Origin of the sequence: Pseudomonas sp. 2957 (genome assembly GCF_031456345.1) — a bacterium.
Classification (GTDB): domain Bacteria; phylum Pseudomonadota; class Gammaproteobacteria; order Pseudomonadales; family Pseudomonadaceae; genus Aquipseudomonas; species Aquipseudomonas siliginis.
Genome location: NZ_JAVDUL010000006.1, coordinates 126,231 through 149,589 on the forward strand (window position 1 = coordinate 126,231; position 23,359 = coordinate 149,589).

The window sequence follows — 23,359 nt, forward strand, 5'->3', positions numbered from 1 at the left end:
CGGTGGGCGCTTGAACGAGCCAGCGATCTTTATCGGTTGCGCCGGCTGGAGTCTCCGTCGCGAGCACTGGCCGGCATTCCCCGCCGAAGGCACGCACCTGCAACGCTACGCCGCGCGCTTCAACTGTGTGGAAATCAACAGCTCGTTCTACCGCCCGCATCGGCGCCAGACCTACGAGCGCTGGGCTGATTCGGTGGCGCCGGACTTTCGCTTCGCCGTGAAAGTGCCGAAGCTCATCACCCATGAACAGCGGCTGGCGGACAGCGCGGCCGCGCTCGATGAGTTTCTCGGGCAATGCCAGGGCTTGGGTGATCGCCTCGGCTGCTTGCTGGTGCAATTGCCACCGAAACTTGCCTTCGATGCGCCGGTGGCCGAGGCGTTTTTTCGTGCCCTGCGCGAGCGGTTCAAAGGCAGTGTGGTGCTGGAACCGCGACACGAATCGTGGACTGGCGCTGAGGCGATGCTGGTCGATCTGCAAATCGCCCAGGCGGTGGTCGATCCCTCGCGGATCAGCAGCGACACCGCGCCGGGTGGCTGGCAAGGCCTGCAGTATTGGCGCCTGCACGGCTCGCCACGGATTTATCACAGCGCTTATGAAGCGGCCTATCTGCAACAGCTTGCTCAGAACCTGCAGCGCGCGAAGGCCGACGGCAGAGACATCTGGTGCATCTTCGACAACACCGCCAGCGGTGCCGCCACCGCCGATGCGCTGGCTTTGAAGGCGTTGATCGAAGGCGGTGAACGCTGAACGACGACGCTCTCGCCACCCACACAAAAGATCCGGCTACAGGTAAACTCCGCGCACTTTTTCAAGGAGTTCACATGAGTTACTACCAGCCGGGCATTCTCGCTACCCCTGTTCCTGCGCAAGCACGTCATCTGTTTTTCGCCCTGGCGTCGGTTGAAGCCTTGCCGCAAGCGATCGACAACCTGCTGATGCTGGTGGATGGCAAGTCGGCGGTGGTTGGCTTTGGTGAGTCGTTGACCAAGGCGCTGAATGTCGAAATCGCTGGCCTGCGCAGCTTCCCGGCGCTGACCGGAGTTGGCGTGAATAACCCGTCGACCCAGCATGCCCTGTGGATCTGGCTGCACGGTGTCGACCGGGGTGAACTGCTCAACCGCTGCAACGCTATCGAAGCCGCGCTGGCCCCGGCCTTGCGTCTGGTCGAGATGCAGGAAGCCTTCCGCCACATGGAGGGCCACGACCTCACCGGTTACGAAGACGGCACGGAAAACCCCCACGATGACGCCGCTGTCGCCGCCGCGCTGCTGAGCAGTGGCGCGGACGGGCTGGTCGGTGGCAGCTTCGCCGCGATCCAGCAGTGGCAGCACGATCTCAAGGGTTTTCACCGCCTCTCTGCTGGGGCCAAGGACGACATCATGGGGCGTCGCTTGAGCGATAACGAAGAAATCGACGACGCGCCGATCTCCGCCCACGTGAAACGCACCGCGCAGGAAAGCTTTGCGCCGGAAGCGTTCGTCGTGCGCCGCTCGATGCCGTGGATCGAAGGCGATCGTGCCGGTTTGATGTTCCTCGCTTTCGGTTTCTCCCTCGATGCCTTCGAAGCGCAGCTGCGCCGTATGAGCGGTCTGGAAGACGGTATTGCCGATGGCTTGTACCAGATCAGCCGGCCAATCACCGGCGGCTACTACTGGTGCCCGCCGCTCAAGGACGGACGCCTTGATCTGCGCGCGTTGCGCATCGGCTGAGGACTGCATATGAACGTGGTGCGCTGGGGCATGATCGGTTGCGGCAGTGTCGCTGAACGCAAGAGCGGGCCGGCCTTTTACAAGGCGCCCGGTTCGGCACTGGTCGCGGTGATGGGCCGACGCCTCGAAGCGGTGACCGACTACGCCGCGCGCCACAGCATCAGCCGCGTTTATACCGACGTCGACGCGCTGATCAACGATCCCGAAGTCGACGCGGTGTACATCGCCACGCCGCCCGACAGCCACCACGCCTACAGCCTGAAAGTCGCCGCTGCCGGCAAGCATTGCTGCGTGGAAAAGCCCATGGCACTCAACGCCGGGCAAAGCCGCGAGATGCAGCAAGCGTTTGCCGCTGCCGGTCTGCACTTGTTCGTCTCCTATTACCGCCGCTCGCTGCCGCGCTTCGCTCAGGTGCGGCAATGGCTGGAGGAGGGGCGCATCGGCGATGTCCGCCATCTGAGCTGGACACTGACCAAAGCGCCGTCGCCGGCTGATCTTGAGGGTCGCGATAATTGGCGCACCGACCCTGCGGTGGCTGGCGGCGGCTACTTTGCCGACCTGGCCAGCCATGGCCTGGACCTGTTCCAGTATCTGCTTGGCGACATCGTTGAAGTCGCCGGTTTCACTGCGCGTCAGGCAGGTTTGTACGCGGCTGAAGATGCGGTCAGCGCCACTTGGCGATTCGCCTCCGGGGCGTTGGGCACGGGCTGCTGGAACTTTGTTGCGGATCGCCGTGAGGATCGCGTCGAGATTATCGGCAGCAAAGGGCGGATCGGTTTTTCGGTGTTTGACGAGCATCCGGTGCAGCTGTTTGCCGATGAGCAGATCAGCCTGGAAATCGCCCATCACGAGCATATCCAGTGGCATCACGTGCTGGGGATGAATGCGCATATTCGTGGTGATTCACAGCATCCCGCCGTGGCCGAGCAAGCCGTCAAGACCGACTGGGTCATGGACCGGATACTCAAACGCTGAATAGCTTACGATCCCCTGTGGGAGCGAGCCTGCTCGCGAAAGCATTCTGTCAGTCAGTATCTTGGGTGACTGACACACCGCTTTCGCGAGCAGGCTCGCTCCCACAGGTTTTGCCGGCGCAACACGCATCTAAGGTTATGCCCAAACAGTATTTCTCAACCTCGTCATAACGTCTCTAAGATCACGTCATAACTCGTTATAACAAGTGATCCGACGATGACCGATAACGTTCTCTCCCTCAGTAGCGTTCCGCTGCACACCCAACTGCGCGACGTCCTGCGTGCGCGGATTCTCGACGGTGAATACCCGCAAGACAGTCAAATGCCTTCCGAAAGCGAGCTGGGTGCGCTGTTCAAAGTCAGCCGCATCACCGTGCGCCAGGCCTTGGGCGATCTGCAGAAAGAAGGGCTGATCTTCAAAATCCATGGCAAGGGCACCTTCGTCGCCAAGCCGAAAACCTTTCAGAACGTCAGCAGCCTGCAAGGCCTCGCCGAGTCGATGACCGGGCGCGGTTATGAAGTGATCAACCGCCTGCGCAGTTTCAAATTCATTCCGGCCGACAAGCGTGTGGCCGAGCGGCTGCAGCTCGCCGAGGGTGAAATCGTCGCGCAGATCAAACGCGTGCGCCTGATCAACCGGGAGCCGATCTCGTTGGAAATCACCTACCTGCCCAAAGCCGTCGGCGAGCGGCTGGAGAAGGCCGATCTGGTCACCCGCGACATCTTTCTGATTCTGGAAAACGACTGCGGCATCGCCCTCGGCCACGCCGATCTGGCCATCGATGCGGTGCTGGCCGACAGCGACCTGACCCAGGCACTCAGCGTCGAAGCGGGCTCGCCGATCATGCGCATCGAGCGCCTGACCCACGATGCCCACGGCCAGCCGCTGGACTTCGAACACCTTTATTACCGTGGCGATGCGTTCCAGTACCGCCTGCGGATCGACCGGCAAAAAGGGGAGCAGGCATGACCCGCAACGTTCTAGAACAGGAATACGACATCGTCGTGATTGGCGGCGGCACGGCCGGGCCGATGGCGGCGATCAAGGCCAAAGAGAAGAACCGCGATTTGCGCGTTTTGCTGGTCGACAAGGCCAACGTCAAGCGCAGCGGCGCGATCAGCATGGGCATGGACGGCCTGAACAACGCGATCATTCCCGGCCACTCGACACCGGAGCAGTACACCAAGGAAATCACCATCGCCAATGACGGCATCGTCAATCAGGCGGCGGTCTACGCCTATGCGACGCACAGTTTTGAAACCATCGAACAACTCGACCGCTGGGGCGTGAAGTTCGAGAAGGACGAGACCGGTGACTACGCGGTAAAAAAGGTCCACCACATGGGCGCCTATGTGCTGCCGATGCCGGAAGGGCACGACATCAAGAAAGTCCTGTATCGGCAGTTGAAACGTGCGCGGGTGAGCATCACCAATCGCCTGGTCTGCACGCGTTTGTTGACCGACGAGGAGGGCGCGGTCAACGGAGTGATGGGCTTCGATTGCCGCACCGCCGACTTCCATGTGATCAAGGCCAAAGCAGTGGTTCTCGCCTGCGGCGCGGCCGGGCGCCTCGGCCTGCCGTCGTCGGGCTACCTGATGGGCACCTACGAAAACCCGACCAATGCGGGCGACGGCTACGCGATGGCCTATCACGCCGGCGCCGAACTGGCCAATCTCGAGTGCTTTCAGATCAACCCGTTGATCAAGGACTACAACGGCCCGGCCTGCGCCTACGTCACCGGCCCGCTGGGTGGCTACACCGCCAACAACAAGGGCGAACGCTTCATCGAGTGTGACTACTGGAGCGGGCAGATGATGTGGGAATTCCATCAGGAACTGGAGAGCGGCAACGGTCCGGTGTTCCTCAAACTCGATCACCTGGCCGAAGAAACCATCCAGAACATCGAGGAAATCCTGCACAGCAATGAGCGCCCGAGCCGTGGCCAGTTCCACGCCAACCGTGGCACCGACTACCGCACGCAGATGGTTGAAATGCACATTTCGGAAATCGGCTTTTGTAGCGGCCACTCGGCGTCCGGTGTGTGGGTCAATGAGCGTGCCGAGACTTCAGTGAAAGGCTTGTATTCGGCCGGCGACATGGCTGCGGTGCCGCACAATTACATGCTTGGCGCGTTCACTTACGGCTGGTTCGCCGGGCACAACGCGGCGGAGTTCGTCGCCGGCCGCGAGTTTTCCGCACTGGACAGCGAGCAGATCGCCAAGGAAAAAGCCCGGGTCTACGCGCCGCTCGACCGCGAACACGGCCTGCCACCGGCGCAGGTGGAATACAAGCTGCGCCGCTTCGTCAACGACTACCTGCAACCGCCGAAAGTGACCAAGAAGATGCAGATCGGCCTGCAGCGTTTCAGCGACATCGAGCACGATCTCGAGCAGATGAAAGCCAACAACGCTCACGAACTGATGCGAGCGATGGAAACCAGCGTGATCCGCGATTGCGCCGAAATGGCCGCCCGCGCTTCGTTGTTCCGCGCCGAAAGCCGCTGGGGCCTGTACCACTATCGCGTCGATCATCCGCAACGCAACGACGCCGAGTGGTTCTGCCATTGCCATCTGAAGAAGGGCGAGGACGGGCGCATGACCAGTTTCAAGAAAGCCGTCGAGCCTTACATCATCCCGCTCGATGCCGAAGAAATGCAGGCCTATGACCGCCTGCGGGTCGGCGCCTTCGCCGCTTGATGCATCACTAGAAAGAGAGTCCGAACCATGGCTTATCAAGCTCAGGAAATCTTCTTCCGCTCCAACGCCCCGGTCACCGTGGACGAGGACAAATGCATCGCCGAAAAGGGCTGCACCGTGTGCGTCGACGTCTGCCCGATGGACCTGCTGGCGATCAACCCGGCCACGCAAAAGGCCTACATGGCGTTCGATGAATGCTGGTACTGCATGCCGTGCGAGAAGGATTGCCCGACTGGGGCGGTGAAGGTCGACATCCCCTATTTGTTGCGTTGACCCCAAATCCATTGTGGGAGCGAGCCTGCTCGCGAAAGCAATCGTTCGTTCAACAATGATGGTGACTGACCCGCCGCCTTCGCGAGCAGGCTCGCTCCCACATTGCAATTGTGATTATCCAATAGCCATCCGGTGAACCCCGGACGCTGAATGCAAAACACCCCTCGTTTCCCACCGCGCCCTGATCGCGGCGGAGACGAACTTCAAACAAATGATTCGAGGGGAAACACTCATGTTGCGTGCAGCACTTGCCGGTCTGGTACTGGCTTCATTCACCTTGTCGGCCTCGGCCGAAACCATCCGCATCGCCATCGGCACTCAGGACACCACCATCAACTGCGCCGCTGGCGGGTTGTTGATCAGGGAACTGGGTCTGCTGGAAAAATACCTGCCCCACGATGGCGCCTACAAAGACGCGAAGTATGACGTGCAGTGGAAGAATTTCACCAGTGGCGCGCCGCTGACCAATGAGATGGTCGCCGGCAAACTCGATTTCGGTGCCATGGCCGATTTCCCCGGTGCGTTCAACGGCGTGGCATTCGAAACGGCGGGCAAGCACAGCCTGTTCATCAACGTGCTGTCAGGCAGCATCAAGGGCAGCGGCAACGGCATCGTCGTGCCGAGCGCTTCGTCGGTGCAGAGCCTCAGCGAACTCAAGGGCAAGACCATTTCGGTGCCGTTCGCCTCGACGGCTCACGGCATGTTGCTGCGCGCCGTGGCAGAGCAGGGCTGGGACCCGCTCAAGGATGTCAACATCATCGCCCAGCCACCGGAAGTCGCCGGCTCGGCATTGCAGGCCGGCAAGATCGACGCCCACGCCGATTTCGTGCCGTTCGCCGAGCTGTTCCCGAGCCGTGGTTTCGCCCGCAAGATCTACGACGGCGCCCAGGCCAACGCGCCGACTTTCCATGGCGCACTGGTGGATCAGGCCTACGCCAGGAAGTACCCGGAAATCGTCGTCGCCTATTTGCGCGCGAGCATCGAAGCCAACCAACTGCTTGCCGCCGAACCCGAGAAGTACAGCGAACTGATCGCCAAAGTCACCGGCGTCGATGCCGAGGTCAACTACCTGTTTCACGGCCCGCTCGGCGTACAGACCCGCGACCTGAGCTGGAAACCTGAATACCGCCAGGCTGTCGGTACCGCCATCGATACCTTGAAGCTGCTGAAGAAAGCCGATCGCGGGCTCGACCTGAACAGCTTCATCGACGACCAGTACATCCGCGCCGCCTTCAAGGCCTCAAATCTAGATTACACCGCGCAACTGGCCAACTACGCGCAGACGCCATTGCCGGGCGTGGATGCGGCGACGGGCAGAGCCATCACCGACGTCAGCCATGTCGCGGAAATCTGGGTGCGCGGTGAGGAAAAAGTCCGCCGTTACGGCTCGGCTGAAGCGGCCTTCATCGCGTTGGCAGGGTTGAAGCAGGAGGGCAAGAACATTCGCGCGGTATATGCGCAGGCCAGTGACAGCGGGATCAAGTTGCTCGCTGAACAGGCGTGGTTTGCCAGCGACGCCAAGGGCCGCCTCAGCGCATTTCTGCTCAAGGGCCAGGCCCAGCAATACGCTGCGGCGCAGGGTGGCAAGGTGTTCGACTTTAGCGATGCCACTGCGCAGGTTGTTGCTGCGCGCTGAAGATCAAAAGCCCCTCACCCTAACCCTCTCCCAAAGGGAGAGGGGACTGACCGAGTTGTTGGTAAGAGATACGCCGACGTGAAGTACCGAGTCGAACTGAGGTCTGCAAGCGCTGAAGATCAAAAGCCCCTCACCCTAACCCTCTCCCGGAGGGAGAGGGGACTGACCGAGTTGTTGGTGAGAGATACGCCGACGTGAAGTACCGAGTCGAACTCAGGTCGTGAAAAGCACGCAAATCGGCTCCCTTTCCCCCTCGCCCCCCTGGGGGAGAGGGCTGGGGTGAGGGGGTAAATCTCAGCCATCACACAGAACCCGAACTGGAAACCGGACTATGAAAACACCGTTGCGCTGGACATCAAGAGCCGCCTCACTGCTGCTCTGCCTGCTCTTCTGGCAACTAGCCGCCAGCCATCACTGGAACCTCGGCCTGGTCACCTTTGCCAACGTGCCGACGCCCTTGGCGGTTACCGAAGCCGCACTGGGCCTGGGCGACTCCGGCAAACTCTGGCAGCACCTGAGCAGCAGCCTCGGCCGGGTCTTCGCCGGTTACGTGGCGGCGTTGATCCTCGGCATCGCCCTGGGTCTGGCCATCGGCCGTTCGAAATGGGCTGAAGACATTTTGCTGCCGCCACTGGAAGTCCTGCGCCCGATCCCCGCCGTGGCGTGGATTCCGCTGGCGATCCTGATGTTTCCGTCCTCGGAGTTGTCGATGGTTTTCATCACCTTCACTGGCGCGCTGTTCCCGATCCTGCTCAATACCGTGCACGGCGTCGAAGGCGTTGATCCACGCCTGATCGCCTCGGCAAAGAGCCTCGGGGCCGGGCGTCGGGCGATTCTGCTGGAAGTAATCCTGCCGGGCGCTGCGCCGAGCATCATCACTGGCCTTGCGATCGGCATGGGCACTTCGTGGTTCTGTCTGGTGACCGCGGAAATGATCTCCGGGCAGTTCGGCATCGGTTACTACACCTGGGAGTCCTACACCATTCAGAACTACGCCGACATTGTCGTCGGCATGCTCCTGATCGGCGTGTTGGGCATGGGCAGCAGTTGGCTGATCAAACGCCTGGGCGGCTTGTTCACGCCTTGGCATCGACCGCAAGGCAAAGCCTGATGAGCGTGATGCAAACCCCAGCAGGGCGGATCGACATTCGCCAGTTGTCCATCGTCCTCGGCCAGGGCCGCGAAGCCTTCGAAGCGGTGCAGGGCCTCGATTGCCAGATCGAACCCGGCCAGTTCGTGTGCATTCTCGGCCCCTCCGGTTGCGGCAAGTCGACCTTGCTCGGCGCCCTGGCCGGACACTTGAATGCCAGTACCGGCAGCTTGAAAGTCGACGGCAGCGCGGTGACCGGCCCGTCGCCGCAGCGCGGCATGGTGTTTCAGCACCACACGCTGTTCCCGTGGCGCACGGTGCGCGACAACGTCGCCTTCGGCTTGAAAATGCGCGGGGTCGGCAAGGCTGAGCGCCATCGCGCCGCTGACGACATCCTCAAACTGGTCGGCCTCGAAGGCTTCGCCGAGCGCTGGCCGGATCAACTCTCCGGGGGCATGCAGCAACGGGTAGAAATCGCCCGGGTGCTGGTCAATCGCCCGCGACTGTTGCTGATGGACGAACCGTTCGGCGCGCTGGATGCGCTGACCCGTCTGAACATGCAGGAACTGCTGCTGGACATCTGGACGCGCATCCGCACCACGGTGGTTTTCGTCACCCACGACATTGACGAGGCGCTGTTTCTCGCCGACCGCTTGCTGGTGATGAGCGCGCGACCGGGGCGAATCATCGAAGATTTGCCTCTGGACTTTCCGCGTCCGCGCACCAGCGAACTGGTGACCAGCCCGGAATTCGCTCGCCTCAAGCGCCACTGCCTCGACCTGCTGCGCCACGACAACGACCGACCGCTGCCGCGCCTCAATCCGCTCGGCCTGCCTCCTGAAAACCCTTTGCCGCGATTTGCCTTATGACCTCTATTTTTGCTGTGACCGACAACGATGACATCCGCGCCCTGCAACCGCGCTTGACGGCGGAAGACCCCGGCGTGCGGCGCATTGCCCTGATCGATCTGGCCGATCTCGAAGAACCGGATGGCTTGCTCTGGCTGGTTGATCGACTTCGTCAGGATCCTGCCGAGGATGTTCGCGCTGAAGCTGCGCGATTGCTTGAAGCGTGGGAGGACGATGCGGTCGTGCAAGCCTTGTGCGAAGCGCTGACGGATCCGTCGCCCGCTGTGCAATCGGCGGCGGCGCAAAGCCTGAGCCTGCTCAAGACTGCAGCGGCGGGGCGCGTGATTCTGCCGTGGACCGAACATGCCGATGTGAGTGTGCGCATCGCCGCATTTCGGGCGTTGCGAGAATTGCGCTTTGCCGAGGCCGCGCCGGCTGCTGTCGCGGCATTGGAAGATGCCGATGCTCATGTTCGGCGCGAAGCGGTTGGCGTGCTCGGCTGGCTCAAACAGCTCGACGCGCTGCCAGCCCTGGCGCAACTGGCCAGCGACGACCCGGACACCGAAGTGCGCCGCGCCGCGACCGGTGCGCTGGGTCTGGCCAGTGGCGCCGAAGTGTTGCCGGCGCTGCGCCAGGCCTTGCACGACCCTGCCTGGCAAGTGCGCGAAGAAGCCGCGACGACACTGGGCAAGGTTGGCCACAGCGACGCCGGCCCGACCTTGGTCGAAGCGCTGAGCGATGATTACTGGCAAGTGCGCCTGCGCGCCGCTCGCAGCCTTGGCCGCTTGCGTTTCGTCCCGGCGCTGGACGCGCTGATCGACACCCTCGGCCACCGCATCAGCAACCTGCGCAAGGAGGCCGCGCTGGCGCTTGGAGAGTTGAACGATCGCGGCGCCGTGGCCGCGTTGCAGGCAGCGCAGGACGACGGCGACCCGGAAGTGCGCAAAGCCGTGCGCATCGCGTTGAGTCAGCTGCAATGAATCCGCTGTCGGTGGGCAACTCGCAGAGTGAGCGCACGTTACACCTGAGCTGGCCGGACGGGCGCGAATCGCTGCTCAAGCATGCCGATCTGCGCCGGCAATGCCCTTGCTCGCAATGCCGCGCATTTCGCCTGCGCGGTGTCACGCCGCTGGTTGATGATCGCGTGCGTCTGATCGAACTCAACCCGCAGGGGTATGGTGTGCAACTGGTGTTCAGCGACGGGCATCAACGCGGGATTTATCCGTGGGAGTACCTGGCGCAACTGGCTTCCTGACCTTATCCGATGATCGTTCCCATGCTCCGCGTGGGAATGCAGCCCGTGACACTCCGCGTCACTGGACGCGGAGCGTCCCTTGAGGCATTCCCACGCAGAGCGTGGGAACGATCAGATTCATCTGATTGCAGCTCCCTGCGTCGGCATGCGCCGACTGGCGGTTCTTGTCAGGAAATTCCCACAGGAGTACAAATGTACTCCATGACCAATCTGACTCCCCGCCGTACCGCCATTCTGACCTTTATCCGCGATCGCATCGCCGAGCACGGTCAGCCCCCAAGCCTCGCTGAAATCAGCGAGGCTTTTGGTTTTGCCTCGCGCAGCGTGGCGCGCAAGCATGTGCTGGCGCTCACCGAAGCCGGTTTCATCGAGGTCAATCCGCATCAGGCCCGGGGCATTCGTTTGCTCGGCCAGCCATCGCGTCCGGAGCTGCTGGAGATCCCCGTACTCGGTCGTGTGGCCGCCGGCGCGCCGATTGGCGCCGATGCCGATATCCATAACCGTTTGCTGCTCGACCCGGCGCTGTTCTCCCGCACCCCGGATTACATGCTGCGGGTGCAGGGCGACTCGATGATCGAAGACGGCATTCTCGATGGCGATCTGGTCGGTGTGCGGCGCAATCCCGAGGCGCTGAACGGCCAGATCGTCGTTGCGCGTCTGGACGGTGAAGTCACCATCAAACGCTTCGAACGGGTCGGGGATGAAGTGCGCCTGCTGCCGCGCAACCCGGCGTACAAGCCGATTGTCGTGCGTGATGATCAGGATCTGGCCATTGAAGGCGTGTTCTGTGGTCTGGTGAGGCAAGGCTGATGGGCGCCGTCGTTGCGTTGGATACGCTGTTCAATGGCGGCCAGGTCTGGCGCGGCAGGCCTGCGCCACCGGCGGCGAGTCCGCAGCCGACCGGGCATGCGGGACTGGACGCAGCTCTGCCCAGCGGCGGCTGGCCGGAAGCGGCGCTGAGCGAAATCCTTCTCGCCGGCCCTGGTGTCGGCGAGCTGCAACTGGTCTGGCCAACCCTGGCGCGATTGTCCGCGGCCGGTGAGCGCATCGTGCTGGTGGCGCCGCCGTTCGTGCCGTACCCGCAGGCCTGGGCCAATGCCGGGGTCGATTTGCGCCAGTTGTCGGTGATTCAGGCCAGCGAACGCGATGCCTTGTGGGCGGCGGAGCAGTGTCTGCGCTCGGGCAGTTGCGGCGCGGTGCTGTGCTGGCCGAACAAGGCCGACGACCGGGCTTTGCGGCGTTTGCAGGTAGCGGCGGAAACCGGCCAGACCCTGGCCTTTGCCTGGCGCCCGTTGAGCGAGGCGGTCAACCCGTCACCGGCAGCGTTGCGCATAGCCATCGATGCCAAACCGGCGCAACTCCGCGTACTCAAATGCCGTGGCGGGCTGGCGCGTGCGGCGCCGATTGCCTTTGCCGTGGGGCACTGATCGTCATGCGCTGGGTATGTATTCTCTTTCCGCAACTGGCCCTCGACGCTGTGCTGCGTCAGCGGCCCGACCCTGAAGAGCCGCTGGTGCTGCTCAGCGGTCCGGCCCAACGCCGAGTGCTGCAAGCGGTAAATCCGGCGGCGCGCAAACTCGGCCTGCGCCCCGGCATGTCGATGACCGCCGCGCAAGCCATGAGCAAAGGCTTTGCCACCGCCGATTACGAGGTGGCCGAGGTCGAGCGCTGGCAGCAGTTTCTCGCCGCGTGGGCCTATCGCTTCAGCGCGCAGGTCAGCGTGCATTACCCGCGTACCGTGGTGTTCGAGATCGAATCCAGCCTCGGACTGTTCGGTACCTGGCCGCAATTTGAAGCTCGCCTGCGCCAGGAATTGAAAGATCTGGGCTTTCGCCATCGCATCGTCGCCGCGCCGAACCCGGTGGCGGCGCGAGTGCTGGCCAATGCCTACGATGGCCTGGTGGTGCCGGACAGCGAAGCCTTGCAGCATCATCTCGGGCAATTGCCGGTTGATCGTGTGGGGCTGGAGCCGAATGTCGCCACGGCGTTGTCACGCATGGGCCTGCGCAATCTCAGTCAGGTGCAAAGCCTGCCACGCCAGGCACTGGCCCGGCGTTTCGAAGCGCAGATGCTCAAGCACCTCGACACGCTGTTCGGCGCACGCCCTCTGGCGCTGGCGTTCTATCTGCCGCCAGACCGTTTCGATATCCGCATCGAACTGAATTTCGACGTGCAATCCCATCAAGCCTTGCTGTTCCCGTTACGGCGCTTGACCGGCGACCTGTCGGCGTTCCTCTGTGGGCGCGACAGTGGCGTGCAGCGTTTTGACCTGCATCTGGAACACGCCGGCCTGCCGGACACGGTGATCAAGGTCGGCCTGCTCAGTGCCGAGCGTGACGCGGCGATGCTGTTTGAACTGGCCCGTGGCCGGCTGGAGCAAGTCCAGGTCGAGGCCCCGGTGCGTGGTTTTCGCTTGCACGCCGATGACCTGCCGAGTTTCGTTCCGCAGTATCAGGAACTGTTCGACGACCGCCCGCAGCAGACCTTGCCCTGGGAGCAATTGCGCGAACGTCTGCGCGCACGGCTGGGTGATGACGCGGTGCAGGGCTTGCGCTTTCAGGCCGATCATCGCCCCGAGTGCGCGTGGCAGAATGGCGTCGACAAACAGCCTTGCACAGGTTTGCCCAGCGTGCAGCGCCCGGGCTGGCTGCTCAACGAACCGCAGAGCGTGCCGGAAGGTTCGGCGCGGATTCTCATGGGGCCGGAGCGCATCGAATCCGGTTGGTGGGACGGTGGCGACGTGCGGCGTGATTACTACCTGATCCAGAACCGCGCCGGTCAGCAGGGCTGGGCCTGGCGCGCTGTGGGTGAGGGCGGCCCGCTGTGGCTGCAAGGCTGGTTCGCATGAGTGCCGATTACGCCGAACTGCATTGCCTGTCGAATTTCAGTTTCCAGCGCGGTGCCTCCAGCGCGCTGGAGCTGTTTCAGCGGGCGAAAAAGCACGGCTATCATGCGCTGGCGATCACCGACGAGTGCACCCTCGCCGGGATCGTTCGTGCATGGCAAGCGGCGAAGTCCGTGGAGTTGCCGCTGATCATCGGCAGCGAGGTGCGCATCGACAACGGCCCGAAACTGGTACTGCTGGTGGAAAACCTTGCTGGTTATCAGGCCCTGTGCGGCTTGATCACCCAGGCCCGGCGGCGTACGCAGAAAGGCCAGTATCAGCTGCTGCGCGAAGACTTCGACGAAGCACTGCCGGGTTTGCTGGTGTTGTGGGTGCCGGATTCAGTGGATGACCGGGAAGAAGGGCGCTGGCTGAAACAAACCTTCGGCGACCGCCTGTGGCTCACGGTGCAACTGCATCGCGGGCAGAACGATCAGCAGCGGCTCGCGGCATTGTTGGCTCTGGCGGCTGAGCTGCAGATTCCAGCCGTGGCCAGCGGCGATGTGCACATGCATGCCCGGGGGCGCCGTGCCTTGCAGGACACCATGACCGCGATCCGTCATCACGTCCCCGTGGCCGAAGCGGGTCTGCGCCTGCATCCCAATGGCGAGCGGCATTTGCGTTGCCTTGATGTGCTGCGCGAATTGTATCCGCCGGCCTTGCTCGAGGAATCGGTCAACCTGGCCCAGCGCTGCACCTTCGATCTGAGCGAGCTGCGCTATCAATATCCGAAAGAGCTGGTGCCCAAGGGCCACAATGCCAGTTCCTGGTTGCGTCATCTGACCGAGGAGGGCATTGCCTGGCGCTGGCCGAAAGGGCCTCAGGCCAAGGTGCTCAAGCAGATCGATGACGAGCTGCAATTGATCGCTGAACTCGGCTACGAAAGCTACTTCCTCACCGTGCACGACGTGGTGCGCTTTGCCCGCACGCAGAACATCCTCTGTCAGGGCCGTGGTTCGGCCGCCAACTCGGCGGTGTGTTTTGCCTTGGGCATCACCGAGATCGATCCGGATCGTACTACGCTGCTGTTCGAACGCTTCATGTCCAAAGAGCGCAACGAGCCGCCGGACATCGATGTCGATTTCGAGCACGAGCGCCGCGAGGAAGTCCTGCAATACGTGTTCAACCGTTATGGCCGGCGGCGTGCGGCGCTGACCGCGGTGGTCAGCACCTATCACGCGACCGGTGCCGTGCGCGATGTGGCCAAGGCCCTCGGCCTGCCACCGGATCAGATCAACGCGCTGGCCGATTGCTGCGGGCGCTGGAGCGATGAAACGCCGCCGCTGGAACGTTTGCGTGAAGGCGGCTTCGACCCGGACAGTCCGGTGCTGCGTCGGGTACTGAGCCTGACCGGGCAACTGATCGGCTTCCCCAGGCACCTGTCGCAGCATCCCGGTGGTTTCGTGATTTCCGAGCAACCGCTGGACACCCTGGTGCCAGTGGAAAACGCAGCCATGGCCGATCGCACCATCATCCAATGGGACAAGGACGACCTCGATGCGGTCGGCCTGCTCAAGGTGGATATTCTCGCCTTGGGTATGCTCAGTGCGATTCGCCGCTGCTTCGACCTGCTGCGCCGGCATCGTGATCTGAACCTGACACTCGCGACGATTCCACCTGAAGACAAACCGACCTACGAAATGATCAGTCGCGCCGATACCGTCGGCGTGTTCCAGATCGAGTCGCGGGCGCAGATGTCGATGTTGCCGCGCCTGAAGCCAAAGACTTTCTACGATCTGGTCATCGAAGTGGCGATTGTCCGTCCCGGGCCGATTCAGGGCGGGATGGTTCATCCGTATCTGCGCCGACGTAATAACGAAGAGGCGGAAACCTATCCGTCGCCGGCGCTCGAAGTCGTACTCAAAAGAACCCTGGGCGTGCCGCTGTTTCAGGAACAGGTCATGCAGATCGCCATCGTCGCTGCCGACTACAGCCCCGGTGAGGCCGATCAACTGCGCCGTTCCATGGCCGCGTGGAAGCGCCATGGCGGACTGGAGCCGCACAAGGAGCGCCTCGCCGCCGGCATGAAAAAGAACGGCTACACACCGGAATTCGCTGCGCAGATCTTCGAGCAGATCAAGGGCTTCGGCAGTTACGGCTTCCCCGAATCCCATGCCGCCAGTTTCGCTTTGCTGACCTACGCCAGTTGCTGGCTCAAGTGTCACGAGCCGGCGGCGTTCGCCTGCGCATTGATCAACAGTTGGCCGATGGGCTTTTACAGTCCGGACCAGATTCTGCAGGACGCGCGGCGGCACCAATTGCAGATCCGTCCGGTGGACGTGCGCGCCAGCGACTGGGATTGCAGCCTCGAACCGTTGAGTGCCGGGCAACCGGCGATTCGCATGGGCCTGCGCATGATCAAGGGATTTCGCGAAGAGGACGCACGGCGCATCGAAGCCGCGCGCCGACACGGGGCGTTTGCCGATGTCGCTGACCTGGGTGAGCGCGCCGCCCTCGACAGTCGTGCGCAGGCCTTGCTGGCAGACTCCGGCGCTTTGCGCGGTCTGGCCGGGCATCGTCATCGTGCGCGTTGGGAAGTGGCCGGGGTGCAGAAACAGCTCGGCCTGTTCGCCGGCCTGCCCAACGAAGAGGAAGTCAAAATCGTCCTGCCCAAACCCAGCGTTGGCGAAGACCTGCATGCTGATTACTCGACCGTGGGGACGACGCTGGGGCCGCATCCACTGGCGTTGTTGCGTGGCGAGTTGCAGGCCCGGCGTTGCCGCAGCTCGCGGGAATTGATGGATATCGAACATGGCCGGCCGGTCAGCGTGGCCGGTCTGGTCACCGGCCGACAGCGCCCCGGTACGGCCAGCGGCGTGACGTTCGTGACCCTGGAAGACGAGTTCGGCAACGTCAACGTGGTGGTCTGGCGTGACCTGGCCGAGCGTCAGCGCCAAGTGCTGGTGGGGTCGCAATTGCTCAAGGTCGACGGCCGCTGGGAACGCGAAGGCGATGTGCGCCACCTGATCGCCGGGCGCATGAGCGACCTTAGCCCGCTGCTCAATGGCATTCACGTGCAGAGCCGGGATTTCCACTGACCTTTGTGGGAACGAGCCTGCTCGCGAAAGCGCAGTCTGAGGCAATGACGATGTTGACTGTGCCGCCGCCTTCGCGAGCAAGCTCGCTCCCACAGGGATTTTGGTTGCAATGAAGATGGTCGATCTGCCTCGTATCAGAGTGGGAGCGAGCCTGCTCGCGAATGCGGACTGTCAGGCAATGACGATGTCGAACGTGCCTCCGCCTTCGCGAGCAGGCTCGCTCCCACAGGTTTTGGCTGTTTATCCAAAATCGAGATAAATCAAAAGGCTGCACCTTTGGGCCGAAGGCAGATATTCTGCGCTTCACACCGGTACGGGAACCCGATCAACTCCATGGCCAGCCACTGCCAGGATGAATTGCCCGACGCCAAAGGAGTGTTCGAATGAGCGAAAAGAAACTGGAAACCACGGTCGACCGCGTCTACCAAGGGGTTTACGCGGCGATCAGCAAGCGTTCGTTGCGCCCAGGCATGAAGCTGGGTGAGGCCTCGCTGGCCGAGTTGTTCAATGTCAGCCGCACGTCGGTGCGTGCTGCGCTCAAGCAATTGGAAGCCGATGGTCTGGTCACCACTGAGCCCAACAAAGGTGCATCGGTGTCGCTGCCCAGTGACGCAGAGCTGCGTTCGCTGTTCGAAACCCGGCGGTTGATCGAAATCGGCATCGTCACCGAACTGTGCCGGCGCAAAGACACCGTTGCGATGCAGGATCTGCGTGAGCACTTGTTGCTGGAGGATGCCGCCCATGCGGCCGGCGACCATGAACGGCTGATCCATCTGCTCGGCGAATTCCACCTCAAACTGGCGCGCAGCCTCAACAATCCGGTGCTGCTCGACTGGTTCCAGAAGCTGATCTCGCGCGCTTCGCTGTATGCCGCCGCGCTCGATGACGACAGTCATCAAGCCTGCCGCGACGATGAACACCTGCGTTTGCTCGAGTACATCGAGGCCGGTAATCAGAGCGCCGCGATCGAGCTGACCTGCACGCACCTCAACGGAATCGAGAAGGCGATTCTCGACGTTGCTGCAAAAATGAAAACCGGCTATCACCCACTCAAACACTTGATTGGCGTCTGAATGGCTCTGTGTCGCAAATCGGCTATACCTCCAATGAAACCAATGCGTTTTCAGGGCCTCGAAACACACGGGCGTCGCGTCGTTGTAGCGTTGCGATAGATCGGAAAACCGCAAAAAAGGACACTGAGTCAGGCGATGCAGTTTTTATCCGAAAGCCATGGCTGTGAGGGCTGGAAAGGCGAAATGGCCGGACGCATCCGTGCGTTCGACTGGAGCCTCACCGAACTGGGTCCGCTCGCCGACTGGCCGGCCAGCCTGTGTAACACCGTGCAGCTGATGCTGGCTTCGCCGCTGCCGATGGTGATGCTCTGGGGCCATGCCGGCTACATGATCTACAACGACGCCTACTCCGAATTCGCCGGTGGCCGCCATCCCTATCTGCTTGGCGTGCCGGTAGAGTTGGGCTGGCCGGAAGTCGCCGAATTCAACCGCCACGTCGTTGACACTTGCCTGGCCGGCGGCACCTTGTCCTATCGCAACAAAGAGCTGGTATTGCTGCGCGACGGCGTGCCCGAAGACGTCTGGATGGACTTGTATTACAGCCCGGTGGCCAACGACGAAGGCGTGCCCGGCGGCGTCATGGCGATGGTGGTCGAAACCACCGAACTGGTGCATTCCGAGCGCCTGCGTCAGGCGGCCGAAGATGCCTATCGCGCCGACAACGAGCGCGTGCGTCTGGCGCTGAATGCCGGCGCACTGCTTGGCTCGTTTGTCTGGGACATCAAGAACAATCGCTTCTCCGCTGACGAACGTTTCGCCCGCACCTTTTCCTATCCACCGGATCAGGACCTGAGCGATCTGCAACAAGAGATCGCCGAATCGCGCATTCATCCCGAAGATCATCGGTGGGTGCAGGAGCGAGTTGCCCATAGCTTGCGCACTGGCGAGCCGTACAACGCTGAATACCGCGTGCAGCGGGCCGACGGCCAGTACCTGTGGGTGTTGGCCAGTGGTGCCTGCGAGTTCGATGAGCAAGGCAAACCGTTTCGCTTTCCCGGTGTGCTGATCGACATCCATGAGCGCAAAAACGCCGAAGAATCACTGCTCAAATTCACCCGCAATCTCGAACAGCGCGTGGCGGCCGAAGTGAATGCGCGGCTCGCGGCCGAGGAACAACTTCGCCAATCGCAGAAGCTCGAAGCCATCGGCGGCCTGACCGGTGGCGTTGCCCACGACTTCAACAATCTGCTGCAAGTCATCGCTGGCAACCTGCATCTGCTCGCCCGGCATGAGCCCAACAATGCCAACGTACAACGCCGGGTCGTGGCTTCGCTGGCGGCGGTCGAACGCGGTGCCAAACTGTCTTCGCAACTGCTGGCCTTTGCCCGGCGGCAACCGCTGTCACCGGCCGTGTGCAATCCAGAACAAATTTTCGAAGGCGTGGGCGAATTACTCCAACGTGCATTGGGCGAAACCATTCAGATCGACGTGCAGTTGCCGCCGCAGCCCTGGCACATCAACGTCGACCGCAACCAACTGGAAAACGCGATTCTCAACCTGGCCATCAACGCCCGCGACGCGATGAAGGGCGAGGGCGTTATCGGCCTCAGTGCCGCCAATGTCTGTCTGGACAGCGAATACTGCGTCGGCAAGGGCATCGCGTCCGGTGAGTATGTGCGCGTGGCGATCACCGACACCGGCGTGGGCATTGCCCCACAAATGCTGGAACAGGTTTTCGAACCGTTCTTCACCACCAAGGCCGACGGGCAGGGCACTGGCCTCGGTCTGAGCATGGTCTTCGGCTTCGTCAAACAGAGTGGCGGCCACGTCGAGATCGACAGCAAGCTCGGCGAAGGCACGCGGGTGCAGTTGTATTTCCCGCGCAGTCTGCGTCCGGTTCGCGAAGAGACCGCCAGTGTCGGCGAACGCAAGAGCGGCGGCCACGAAACCATTCTGGTGGTGGAAGACAATGACGCGGTGCGCGCTTCGGCGGTGGAGTTGCTGCGCGAAGAAGGCTATCGGGTGATGACCGCCGGCAATGGCGACGTGGCCATGCAGATGTTGCTGGAAGGCATCGAGATCGATCTGATCTTCACCGACGTGGTCATGCCCGGCCTGATCAAGAGTTCCGATCTTGCTGCCTGGGCCAAGGTGCAGACACCGCCGGTGCCGGTGCTGTTCACTTCCGGGCATACCCGCGACATCATTTCCCGCGACCACCAGCTCAGCCCCGATACGCATCTGCTCGGCAAACCCTACAGCCCGCAAGCCTTACTGCAGATGATTTGCGAGGTGCTCGGCACCTGATGCCGAGCGCTGCCCAGTTTTTCAATCAAGGCAGGCCGATGATTTCCAAGCGCAATTCCAAAGCACCCGCCGGCATGGTTCGTGTGCGCGGCGCCCGCGAACATAACCTGAAGAACGTTGATGTCGATATTCCGCGCGATGCGCTGGTGGTGTTCACCGGTGTCTCCGGTTCGGGCAAGTCGTCGCTGGCGTTTTCCACTCTGTATGCCGAGGCCCAGCGGCGGTATTTCGAATCGGTGGCGCCGTACGCGCGGCGGCTGATCGATCAGGTCGGCGTGCCGGATGTCGATTCCATCGAAGGACTGCCGCCTGCCGTCGCTCTGCAACAACAGCGCGGCACGCCAAGCGCGCGTTCTTCGGTGGGCAGTGTGACGACGCTGTCGAGCCTGATCCGCATGCTCTATTCCCGGGCCGGGAGTTACCCGCCGGGGCAGCCAATGCTGTATGCCGAGGATTTTTCACCGAACACGCCGCAGGGCGCCTGTCCGGAGTGTCATGGACTTGGTCGCGTCTATGAAGTCACCGAAGCGCTGATGGTGCCGGACCCGAACCTGACCATCCGCCAGCGTGCAGTGGCGTCCTGGCCCTTGGCCTGGCAAGGGCAGAACCTGCGCGACATCCTCGTGACCATGGGCATTGATGTCGATATTCCCTGGAAGAAACTGCCGAAAAAGCAGCGCGACTGGATTCTCTTCACTGAAGAAACGCCGACGGTGCCGGTGTACGCCGGGTTGACCCCGGAGGAAACCCGCGTAGCCCTCAAACGCAAGATGGAACCGAGTTATCAGGGCACCTTCACCGGCGCCCGGCGCTACATCCTGCACACCTTCACTCACTCGCAAAGTGCGCTGATGAAGAAGCGTGTTTCACAGTTCATGCGCGGTAGCCCGTGCCCATTGTGCGAGGGCAAACGGCTCAAGCGCGAGGCGTTGTCGGTGACCTTTGCCGGCTACGACATTGGCGAGTTGTCGCAGATGCCGTTGCTGCAAGTGGCCGAAGTGCTGCGGCCTGTAGCAGCGGCAAATTATCTGGAACACGCCGAGGAGAGCGGCGACACCCTCAGCCATGCGCAAACCCGCGAGGCGCGTCAGCAGCGGGTCGCCCATGGCGCGAGCGGTCACGCCAGCGCGCCGGACGTGCGCCATACGCCGAACCTGTCGCTGGAAAAGCGTCTGGCGGCGCAGCGCATCGCTGAGGATTTGCTGGAGCGGGTCAGCACCCTGACCGATCTCGGCCTGGGTTATCTGGCGCTGGAACGCAGTACGCCGACCTTGTCGTCGGGCGAGTTGCAGCGTTTGCGCCTGGCCACGCAATTGGGTTCGCAGCTGTTCGGGGTGATTTATGTCCTGGACGAACCGTCTGCCGGTCTGCATCCGGCGGATGGCGAGGCGCTGTTCGAAGCGTTGCAGCACTTGAAGGCTGACGGCAACACGCTGTTTGTGGTCGAGCATGATGTCGAAACCATGCGCCGCGCCGACTGGCTGATCGACGTCGGCCCGGCGGCGGGCGAGAAGGGCGGGCGCGTGCTGTACAGCGGTCCGCCTGCGGGACTTGCTGATATTGCAGATTCGCAGACCCGCGCTTATCTGTTTGCCGAAAACCAACGCCCTGAGCGCGCCGCGCGCAAGCCGAGCGGCTGGCTGAAGCTCGACGGCGTCACCCGCAACAACCTGAATAATCTCAGCGCCGAATTCCCCTTGGGCTGTTTCACCTCGGTGACCGGCGTATCGGGATCTGGCAAATCGAGTCTGGTCAGTCAGGCCTTGCTCGAACTGGTCGGCGCGCAGTTGGGCCGTCCGGTGGCCGAGGCCGAGTCAGAAGAACCGAGCCTGGAAGATGACACGCCGCCGCCCAGCACCGGGCAGATCAGCGCCGGCCTGGAGTCGATCAAACGCCTGGTGCAGGTTGATCAGAAACCCATCGGACGCACGCCGCGCTCCAATCTGGCGACTTACACCGGCTTGTTCGACAACGTGCGCAAGCTGTTCGCCGCGACTCCCGAAGCGCAAGCGGCGGGCTATGACGCAGGGCAGTTTTCTTTCAACGTCGCCAAGGGCCGTTGCGCTACTTGCGAGGGTGAGGGGTTCGTCAGTGTGGAATTGCTGTTCATGCCCAGCGTGTATGCGCCATGCCCGACCTGCCACGGAGCGCGGTATAACCCGCAGACATTGGCGATTCTCTGGCAGGGCTTGAGCATCGCCCAGGTGCTGCAACTGACTGTCGATGAGGCGGTGTCCGTGTTTGCCGAGCAGGCGGGGATTCGTCGTTCGCTTGAAGTGCTGCGCGATATCGGCCTGGGTTATCTGCGCCTGGGACAACCGGCCACGGAGCTCTCCGGTGGTGAGGCGCAGCGAATCAAACTGGCCACCGAGTTGCAGCGCAGCCAGCGTGGCGCGACCTTGTATGTACTGGATGAGCCGACCACGGGATTGCACCCGAGAGATGTCGATCGCTTGCTGGAACAACTCGATACGCTGGTGACAGCGGGGCACACGGTGATTGTGGTCGAACACGAAATGCGTGTGGTCGCGCAGAGCGACTGGGTGATCGACATCGGCCCCGGCGCCGGTGATCAGGGCGGCAGGATCGTCGCCGCCGGCACACCGCAAAAAGTTGCGGCGAGCAAGAAGAGCAAGACTGCGCCGTTTCTGGCTCGGGCTTTGAGCCGATAACTGCAGCGCCTTGCTGGCCGCCATCGCTGGCAAGCCAGCTCCCACAGGAATTCAAGTTGTTGCCGAAAATCTGCGCACACTGATGCCCCCTGTGGGAGCTGGCTTGCCAGCGATGGCGCCAGTTCAGGCGCCATCCAGCGTACGGCGGACCTTGTCGAGCAGTTCGCTGATCTGGAACGGTTTGACCAGCATGTCCATGCCGGTGCCGAGGAAGACCTGGCGGTTGAGCGCGGTTTCGGCGTAGCCGGTCATGAACAGGATCGGCAGCCCTTCGTGCCAGCCACGGGCAACATCCGCCAACTCCCGCCCGCTCATGCGCGGCAGGCCGACGTCGGTCAGCAGCAGGTCGATCGACGGGTCATTCTGCAAGCGCTCCAGCGCCGATTCGATATCCGCCGCTTGCGTGCAGCGATAGCCGGCATCCTCCAGCACTTCGGTGACGAACAAGCGCACCGTGGCCATGTCCTCGACGATCAGCACATGCTCACCACTGCCTTTCGCGTCAGGCACGGGCACAGGCGCATCGGCCCCGGTCGGGTCGTTGGTGCCGGGCAGCATGATGGTCACTTCGGTGCCACGTCGGGCGACGCTGCGAATGTGCGCGTCACCGCCCGACTGACGGGCAAAACCGTAGATCGTCGACAGCCCGAGCCCGGTGCCCTGGCCTAAAGGCTTGGTGGTGAAAAACGGTTCGAACACCTTGTCGATCACGTTGTGTTCAATGCCGGTGCCGTCGTCGCGTACCGACAGCGCCACGTACGCGCCATCGGCCAGATTCGGATCGCCATGGGAATAAGCGGCGTAAGTATTGACCCAGATATTGCCGCCCGAGGGCAGGGCATCACGGGCGTTGATCACCAGGTTGAGCACCGCGCTTTCCAGCTGCACCGGGTCGACCAGCGCAATCGCCGGTTTGTTGGTCAGTTCCAGCTTGAGGGTGATGCGCTCGCCGATGGTGCGCA

At 62.4% G+C, this 23,359-nt stretch carries 19 protein-coding genes and 1 pseudogene; 18 read left to right on the top strand and 2 right to left on the bottom strand.

Annotation, left to right across the window (positions count from 1 at the left end; translation table 11 throughout):
* Positions 1-10 precede the first annotated feature (10 nt).
* From J2Y39_RS21645 to J2Y39_RS21720, 15 genes are all read left to right on the top strand, one after another.
* On the top strand, positions 11-748 hold the full coding sequence (locus J2Y39_RS21645) for a DUF72 domain-containing protein (protein ID WP_310219623.1): 738 nt from the start codon (positions 11-13) through the stop codon (positions 746-748).
* A 74-nt stretch (positions 749-822) separates the two neighbouring features.
* Positions 823-1,710 carry a Dyp-type peroxidase gene (locus J2Y39_RS21650; RefSeq protein ID WP_310219625.1) on the top strand — a complete coding sequence of 296 codons (888 nt, stop codon included), beginning with the start codon at positions 823-825 and terminating at the stop codon, positions 1,708-1,710.
* A gap of 9 nt (positions 1,711-1,719) precedes the next feature.
* On the top strand, positions 1,720-2,685 hold the full coding sequence (locus J2Y39_RS21655; protein ID WP_310219626.1) for a Gfo/Idh/MocA family oxidoreductase: 966 nt from the start codon (positions 1,720-1,722) through the stop codon (positions 2,683-2,685).
* Between the two features lie 216 nt (positions 2,686-2,901).
* The gene (locus J2Y39_RS21665; RefSeq protein ID WP_252885886.1) at positions 2,902-3,654 is read left to right on the top strand and encodes a GntR family transcriptional regulator; all 753 of its coding nucleotides are present in this window, start codon (positions 2,902-2,904) and stop codon (positions 3,652-3,654) included.
* Positions 3,651-5,381, top strand: coding sequence for a fumarate reductase/succinate dehydrogenase flavoprotein subunit (locus J2Y39_RS21670; protein ID WP_310219628.1), 1,731 nt, complete (start codon positions 3,651-3,653; stop codon positions 5,379-5,381). Before J2Y39_RS21665 ends, J2Y39_RS21670 begins: the two co-directional genes overlap by 4 nt.
* Positions 5,382-5,408: 27 nt before the next feature.
* A complete protein-coding gene (locus J2Y39_RS21675) occupies positions 5,409-5,654 on the top strand; it encodes a ferredoxin family protein (RefSeq protein WP_003225615.1) in 246 nt (81 codons plus the stop codon).
* A gap of 211 nt (positions 5,655-5,865) precedes the next feature.
* Entirely contained in the window at positions 5,866-7,290 is a 1,425-nt protein-coding gene (locus J2Y39_RS21680; RefSeq protein ID WP_310219634.1) for an ABC transporter substrate-binding protein, read from the top strand.
* Between the two features lie 331 nt (positions 7,291-7,621).
* The gene (locus tag J2Y39_RS21685) at positions 7,622-8,401 is read left to right on the top strand and encodes an ABC transporter permease (protein WP_310219636.1); all 780 of its coding nucleotides are present in this window, start codon (positions 7,622-7,624) and stop codon (positions 8,399-8,401) included.
* Positions 8,401-9,249 carry an ABC transporter ATP-binding protein gene (locus J2Y39_RS21690; protein WP_310219639.1) on the top strand — a complete coding sequence of 283 codons (849 nt, stop codon included), beginning with the start codon at positions 8,401-8,403 and terminating at the stop codon, positions 9,247-9,249. The genes J2Y39_RS21685 and J2Y39_RS21690 overlap by 1 nt, the downstream gene beginning before the upstream one ends.
* The gene (locus tag J2Y39_RS21695) at positions 9,246-10,208 is read left to right on the top strand and encodes a HEAT repeat domain-containing protein (protein WP_095179718.1); all 963 of its coding nucleotides are present in this window, start codon (positions 9,246-9,248) and stop codon (positions 10,206-10,208) included. Before J2Y39_RS21690 ends, J2Y39_RS21695 begins: the two co-directional genes overlap by 4 nt.
* A complete protein-coding gene (locus J2Y39_RS21700; protein ID WP_095179719.1) occupies positions 10,205-10,483 on the top strand; it encodes a DUF971 domain-containing protein in 279 nt (92 codons plus the stop codon). Before J2Y39_RS21695 ends, J2Y39_RS21700 begins: the two co-directional genes overlap by 4 nt.
* 192 nt (positions 10,484-10,675) lie before the next feature.
* Positions 10,676-11,293: a transcriptional repressor LexA gene (gene lexA, locus J2Y39_RS21705; RefSeq protein WP_041478675.1), complete on the top strand. Its 618-nt coding sequence runs from the start codon at positions 10,676-10,678 to the stop codon at positions 11,291-11,293.
* Positions 11,293-11,910, top strand: coding sequence for a translesion DNA synthesis-associated protein ImuA (gene imuA, locus J2Y39_RS21710; protein WP_041478676.1), 618 nt, complete (start codon positions 11,293-11,295; stop codon positions 11,908-11,910). Before lexA ends, imuA begins: the two co-directional genes overlap by 1 nt.
* Positions 11,911-11,915: 5 nt before the next feature.
* On the top strand, positions 11,916-13,331 hold the full coding sequence (locus J2Y39_RS21715) for a DNA polymerase Y family protein (protein ID WP_310219643.1): 1,416 nt from the start codon (positions 11,916-11,918) through the stop codon (positions 13,329-13,331).
* Positions 13,328-16,405 (top strand): error-prone DNA polymerase, encoded by a 3,078-nt coding sequence (locus J2Y39_RS21720; RefSeq protein ID WP_310219645.1) that lies wholly within the window; start codon positions 13,328-13,330, stop codon positions 16,403-16,405. Before J2Y39_RS21715 ends, J2Y39_RS21720 begins: the two co-directional genes overlap by 4 nt.
* A gap of 140 nt (positions 16,406-16,545) precedes the next feature.
* Here the strand turns inward: J2Y39_RS21720 and J2Y39_RS26610 are convergent.
* Positions 16,546-16,662: pseudogene (locus tag J2Y39_RS26610) on the bottom strand (metal ABC transporter ATP-binding protein); the annotation flags it as partial.
* Between the two features lie 126 nt (positions 16,663-16,788).
* On the opposite strand from J2Y39_RS26610, the gene J2Y39_RS21725 reads away from it, so the two are divergent.
* The 3 genes from J2Y39_RS21725 (at position 16,789) to J2Y39_RS21735 (ending at position 22,397) form a co-directional block, all read left to right on the top strand.
* Positions 16,789-17,478 carry a GntR family transcriptional regulator gene (locus J2Y39_RS21725; protein WP_076563214.1) on the top strand — a complete coding sequence of 230 codons (690 nt, stop codon included), beginning with the start codon at positions 16,789-16,791 and terminating at the stop codon, positions 17,476-17,478.
* A 135-nt stretch (positions 17,479-17,613) separates the two neighbouring features.
* Positions 17,614-19,725: an ATP-binding protein gene (locus tag J2Y39_RS21730; protein ID WP_310219647.1), complete on the top strand. Its 2,112-nt coding sequence runs from the start codon at positions 17,614-17,616 to the stop codon at positions 19,723-19,725.
* Between the two features lie 38 nt (positions 19,726-19,763).
* Positions 19,764-22,397, top strand: coding sequence for an excinuclease ABC subunit UvrA (locus J2Y39_RS21735; protein ID WP_310219648.1), 2,634 nt, complete (start codon positions 19,764-19,766; stop codon positions 22,395-22,397).
* Positions 22,398-22,520: 123 nt separating this feature from the next.
* On the opposite strand, the gene J2Y39_RS26615 is transcribed toward J2Y39_RS21735, so the two are convergent.
* A complete protein-coding gene (locus tag J2Y39_RS26615) occupies positions 22,521-23,267 on the bottom strand; it encodes a response regulator (RefSeq protein ID WP_409037442.1) in 747 nt (248 codons plus the stop codon).
* Positions 23,268-23,359: the final 92 nt, after the last annotated feature.

Excerpts from the sequence above, each read along its gene's own strand:
- J2Y39_RS21650 (WP_310219625.1), top strand. The coding sequence starts at position 823 with ATGAGTTACTACCAGCCGGGCATTCTCGCTACCCCTGTTCCTGCGCAA.
- J2Y39_RS21655 (WP_310219626.1), top strand. The coding sequence starts at position 1,720 with ATGAACGTGGTGCGCTGGGGCATGATCGGTTGCGGCAGTGTCGCTGAA.
- J2Y39_RS21665 (WP_252885886.1), top strand. The coding sequence starts at position 2,902 with ATGACCGATAACGTTCTCTCCCTCAGTAGCGTTCCGCTGCACACCCAA.
- J2Y39_RS21670 (WP_310219628.1), top strand. The coding sequence starts at position 3,651 with ATGACCCGCAACGTTCTAGAACAGGAATACGACATCGTCGTGATTGGC.
- J2Y39_RS21675 (WP_003225615.1), top strand. The coding sequence starts at position 5,409 with ATGGCTTATCAAGCTCAGGAAATCTTCTTCCGCTCCAACGCCCCGGTC.
- J2Y39_RS21680 (WP_310219634.1), top strand. The coding sequence starts at position 5,866 with ATGATTCGAGGGGAAACACTCATGTTGCGTGCAGCACTTGCCGGTCTG.
- J2Y39_RS21685 (WP_310219636.1), top strand. The coding sequence starts at position 7,622 with ATGAAAACACCGTTGCGCTGGACATCAAGAGCCGCCTCACTGCTGCTC.
- J2Y39_RS21690 (WP_310219639.1), top strand. The coding sequence starts at position 8,401 with ATGAGCGTGATGCAAACCCCAGCAGGGCGGATCGACATTCGCCAGTTG.
- J2Y39_RS21695 (WP_095179718.1), top strand. The coding sequence starts at position 9,246 with ATGACCTCTATTTTTGCTGTGACCGACAACGATGACATCCGCGCCCTG.
- J2Y39_RS21700 (WP_095179719.1), top strand. The coding sequence starts at position 10,205 with ATGAATCCGCTGTCGGTGGGCAACTCGCAGAGTGAGCGCACGTTACAC.
- lexA (WP_041478675.1), top strand. The coding sequence starts at position 10,676 with ATGTACTCCATGACCAATCTGACTCCCCGCCGTACCGCCATTCTGACC.
- imuA (WP_041478676.1), top strand. The coding sequence starts at position 11,293 with ATGGGCGCCGTCGTTGCGTTGGATACGCTGTTCAATGGCGGCCAGGTC.
- J2Y39_RS21715 (WP_310219643.1), top strand. The coding sequence starts at position 11,916 with ATGCGCTGGGTATGTATTCTCTTTCCGCAACTGGCCCTCGACGCTGTG.
- J2Y39_RS21720 (WP_310219645.1), top strand. The coding sequence starts at position 13,328 with ATGAGTGCCGATTACGCCGAACTGCATTGCCTGTCGAATTTCAGTTTC.
- J2Y39_RS21725 (WP_076563214.1), top strand. The coding sequence starts at position 16,789 with ATGAGCGAAAAGAAACTGGAAACCACGGTCGACCGCGTCTACCAAGGG.
- J2Y39_RS21730 (WP_310219647.1), top strand. The coding sequence starts at position 17,614 with ATGCAGTTTTTATCCGAAAGCCATGGCTGTGAGGGCTGGAAAGGCGAA.
- J2Y39_RS21735 (WP_310219648.1), top strand. The coding sequence starts at position 19,764 with ATGATTTCCAAGCGCAATTCCAAAGCACCCGCCGGCATGGTTCGTGTG.